This is a genomic window from uncultured Slackia sp. (assembly GCF_944321625.1).
Taxonomy (GTDB): domain Bacteria; phylum Actinomycetota; class Coriobacteriia; order Coriobacteriales; family Eggerthellaceae; genus Slackia.
The window spans coordinates 1-3590 of sequence record NZ_CALUMA010000053.1 but is presented as its reverse complement, the minus strand read 5'-3'; the positions used below and the strand labels follow the sequence as shown (position 1 = coordinate 3590).

The window sequence follows — 3590 nt, the reverse complement described above, 5'->3', positions numbered from 1 at the left end:
AACCGCTCCACCGTTTGCGGGTGCATCGCCCGTCGGCCCAAGAGGCGCTGCGGACGGATCAATCCCCAGCTCCTCGTCCCATTCCGGCACACGATGGAGCACTACCCAGCGCTGCGGAACGCCGCCCGCAATGCGATCGATAAACGTCATGAAATCGGAGAAGTGCTCCAGAAACGCCTTGGGCTTTCCGTATCCGAACCGCTCTTTCATTCCCGAATGCACGAGCGCCGACCCCACGGTGCCAAACGCCATCTCGCGCTCGGCGTCGAGCCTCGTGATGAGAGCCTTATACACCGCCTTATGCTCATCAAGGGAATAAAGGTTGCCTTCGGGAATCTGCATGGTCACTCCGCTCTCATTCGCTCCTGGCGCACCCCGCATACGACGCAAAGCGAGAGTCGCTGCCTGGTTGCCAACTTTTCGTTGAAGCTATTGTACGCCGAAGCGCCGCTGCATTCGAGCGCATGCCCATTTGTCGCAAAACGCCGAGGTTTACGCATCAACCTTGTGAAGCACGATCCGGCGAAACTAGACAAAAAAAGGCGCCGGACCAGCCGACGCCTTAGATGCAAACTATGTCACGCGTGTGTTACATGCTGAACAGGCCCATGGTTTGCGCCACGTAGGCGACCAGGATGACCACCAGCACCACCGGCGCGATGTACTTGATGAACACCGTCCAGGCCTTTTCGGCGCCGAACTTGGCGGACACCTTGACCTCGTCGATGATGACCTTGGGCTTGATAATCCAGCCGACCCAGATGCAGGTCATAAGCGCCGCGATGGGCATCATGACCGAGTTGGAGATGAAGTCGAGCAGGTCGAGGATGGACGAACCTTCACCCAGCGGCTGGATGAACGCCAGCGAGCTGTAGCCCAGGTTCACGATGATGCCCATGACTGTCACGAAGATCACCGTGTACAGCAGCGCGCGGCGACGGAAGCAGCCCGTAGCATCCTGAATGATGGACGTGCAGGTTTCAATCAGCGAAATGGAGCTGGTGAGCGCCGCGAACAACACCAGGATGAAGAACACGCAGCCAATCACAGACGCGGCGGGTCCCATGTTCTGGAACACCTGGGGAAGGATGATGAACATGAGCGACGGACCGGAGTTCTCAGCTACAGCCTGACCGGAGCCCAGGGCGGCGAACGTCGCGGGGATGATCATCATGCCGGCGAGCAGCGACACGCCGAACGTCGTACCGGCAATCTGCACCACGCTCGAGGTCAGCTTGGTGGACTTATCCAGATAGGAGCCGTACGTCACCATGATGCCCATGGCCAGCGACAGCGTGAAGAACGTCTGGCCCAGAGCAGAAATAATCAGCTCAGGAGAGATGGCGCTCAAGTCAGGAAGCAGGTAGAACGCCAGGCCATCCATCGCGCCCGGCATAGAGAGCGCATAAATCGCAACGGCGGCGGCCATGATAATCAGCAGCGGCATCATGACCAGGTTCGCCTTCTCGATGCCCTTGTTCACGCCGATGGCGACGGTGAGATAGGTCAGCGCCATGAAGATGAGCATGAACACGATGCTCTGCGGGCCGTCGGCGATGAAGTTGGAGAAGAACGCGCCACCGTCGGCCAGCGCCGCGGAACCGTCGGTCACATAACCCACCAGGTACTTGGTCACCCAGCCGCCGATGACGCAGTAATACGGCACGATGATGAACGGCACGGCCGACGTGAAGATGCCGATGAACGCATACTTCTTACCAAACGCCTTGAACGCGCCGATGGCGGACTGACGCGTATGGCGGCCCAGAGCCGTTTCAAGCAGCAGAAGCGCGATACCGATGGTGAACACAAACACCAGGTACACGAACAGGAACGTGCCGCCGCCGTACTTGGCAGCAAGGTACGGGAAGCGCCACATGCTGCCCAGGCCGACCGCCGAAGCGGCAGCAGCAAGCACGAAGGCAAGTTTTCCCGACCAAGAGGCACGAGCGGGCGTAGTCGACTCTGCCATGATTAATCCTTTCAAAATAAAACGCTCAGTGGCACGGCAGCATACGCCTACTCGGCTTTGCCGCGCCCGAAGTTGAAACTTCATTGTATCCACCACGACGCGAGGTCGCACCAGAATTTAACAAGCGCGAAACAATCGTCGTGGTGGACGGCTTTGTAAGGGATGCAATTGGACAGTTGAAGAGCGAGCCCCGGACGTTAGTATTCCACGTGCCAGAACACCAGACCGCTTGCAGGCGCGTTCTGACCTGCTGCCTTGCGGTCGCATGCCGCCAGCACGTCAGCCACCCAGGCAGGTTCGCGTTTGCCGCGTCCCACCTCAACAAGCGTGCCCACGATGGTGCGCACCATGGAATGGAGGAACGCATTGCCCACCACGCGCACCGTAATGACGGGCGCACCCATAATGACCTCGGGATACACCTCAAGCTCCATGACGTTGCGATGCGTCGGCTTGCCAACGGCGGAGGCGGCCATGCAGAAGCTCTTGAAATCGTGCTCGCCAATCAGATGCGCCGCGCCCTTGTTCATGGCGGCAAGATCAAGCTCGGTGCCACCCAGGTGCCACACGAGCGGCATGATGAGCGCGGGACGGGCGCTATCGGTGCAGATATGGTAGTGGTACTCGCGCCATTGGGCGTCGAAGCGCGCCGAGAATCCCAGGTCGCGCTCTTGGGCATGGGCGACCGAAATCGCATCGTCCACCAACGCGTTCATCGAGCGCTCCAGCGAACGCAGAGGACGGGAAGCAAACTCCTCCTCGGTCAAGTCGAAGCTGATGACCTGGCCTCGCGCATGCACGCCCGCATCGGTGCGTCCGGCACACACGGTAGGCACCTCGCGACGATAAAGCAGAGAAAGCGCCTGCTCGAGTTCGTCCTGAACGGTTTTCACCTGCCCGGTCGCCTGACGCGCGAACCCGGCGAATGGCGCGCCGTTATACTGCACGTCCAACGAAAGCGTATGCGCAAATCCAGCCGCACGCGCCTCCTGAGCTCGCTGCTCCCTCAGCGCCGCCAACTCTTCAGCGGTTTTTAGACCGTTAGACATCCTAAGCCGCACCCCAAACTTTGCGGCCGAACAGATCCAGCATCTCGGAGTACAGCAGGTTGTTGCCCGTATCCACCGTCATGGGCAGCTCGGCGCGGAACTTGCGGCCGTCGGCCTGCTGCACGAACAGCACCACGGCGTCGCGGCCAGGATGACTGCCCAGAATCTGCTGCAGCTGCTGCGACGTGAACGCATTGAAATCGGCCGAGCTCAGGCGAATCTCAAGCTGGCTGGGTCCCATCTGGCTCTCGTCGAATTCCAGGCGCTCAATCTCGAAGGCCATAATCTGGTCGCCACGGTCGGAGTGCTCGAACTTGCCCTTCACCTTGACGATGGCGTCTTCCACCAGGTCTTCTTTGAAGTCGTCGTACTTGAAGCACACGCCTTCCATGTGCCCGGTGGTGTCCTCCCGCGTGAAGTTGGCCATCTTGGTGCCCTTCTTGGTCATCTTCACGATGACGCTGGTCACCACACCTGCGAAGATGCCGCTCTTGATATCACCCTGGTGGTCGGGCAGATCGCCCAGCTGGTACTTCGTGATCTTGCGCAGCGCGCGCTCGTACGGACGC

The 3590-nt window shown here is 59.9% G+C and carries 4 protein-coding genes; all 4 read right to left on the bottom strand.

The annotated features are described in order from the left end of the window. The coding region (locus Q0J60_RS05110) for a hypothetical protein (RefSeq protein ID WP_294439173.1) at positions 1-342 on the bottom strand (342 nt) is incomplete at its 3' end. 247 nt (positions 343-589) lie between these two features. Continuing rightward, positions 590-1972 carry a sodium-dependent transporter gene (locus Q0J60_RS05105; RefSeq protein WP_294439171.1) on the bottom strand — a complete coding sequence of 461 codons (1383 nt, stop codon included), beginning with the start codon at positions 1970-1972 and terminating at the stop codon, positions 590-592. Between the two features lie 197 nt (positions 1973-2169). Beyond that, a complete protein-coding gene (truA, locus tag Q0J60_RS05100) occupies positions 2170-3021 on the bottom strand; it encodes a tRNA pseudouridine(38-40) synthase TruA (RefSeq protein WP_294439169.1) in 852 nt (283 codons plus the stop codon). A gap of 1 nt (position 3022) precedes the next feature. Then, positions 3023-3590: OB-fold nucleic acid binding domain-containing protein (locus Q0J60_RS05095; protein ID WP_294439168.1), on the bottom strand; the 568-nt coding region annotated here is incomplete at its 5' end.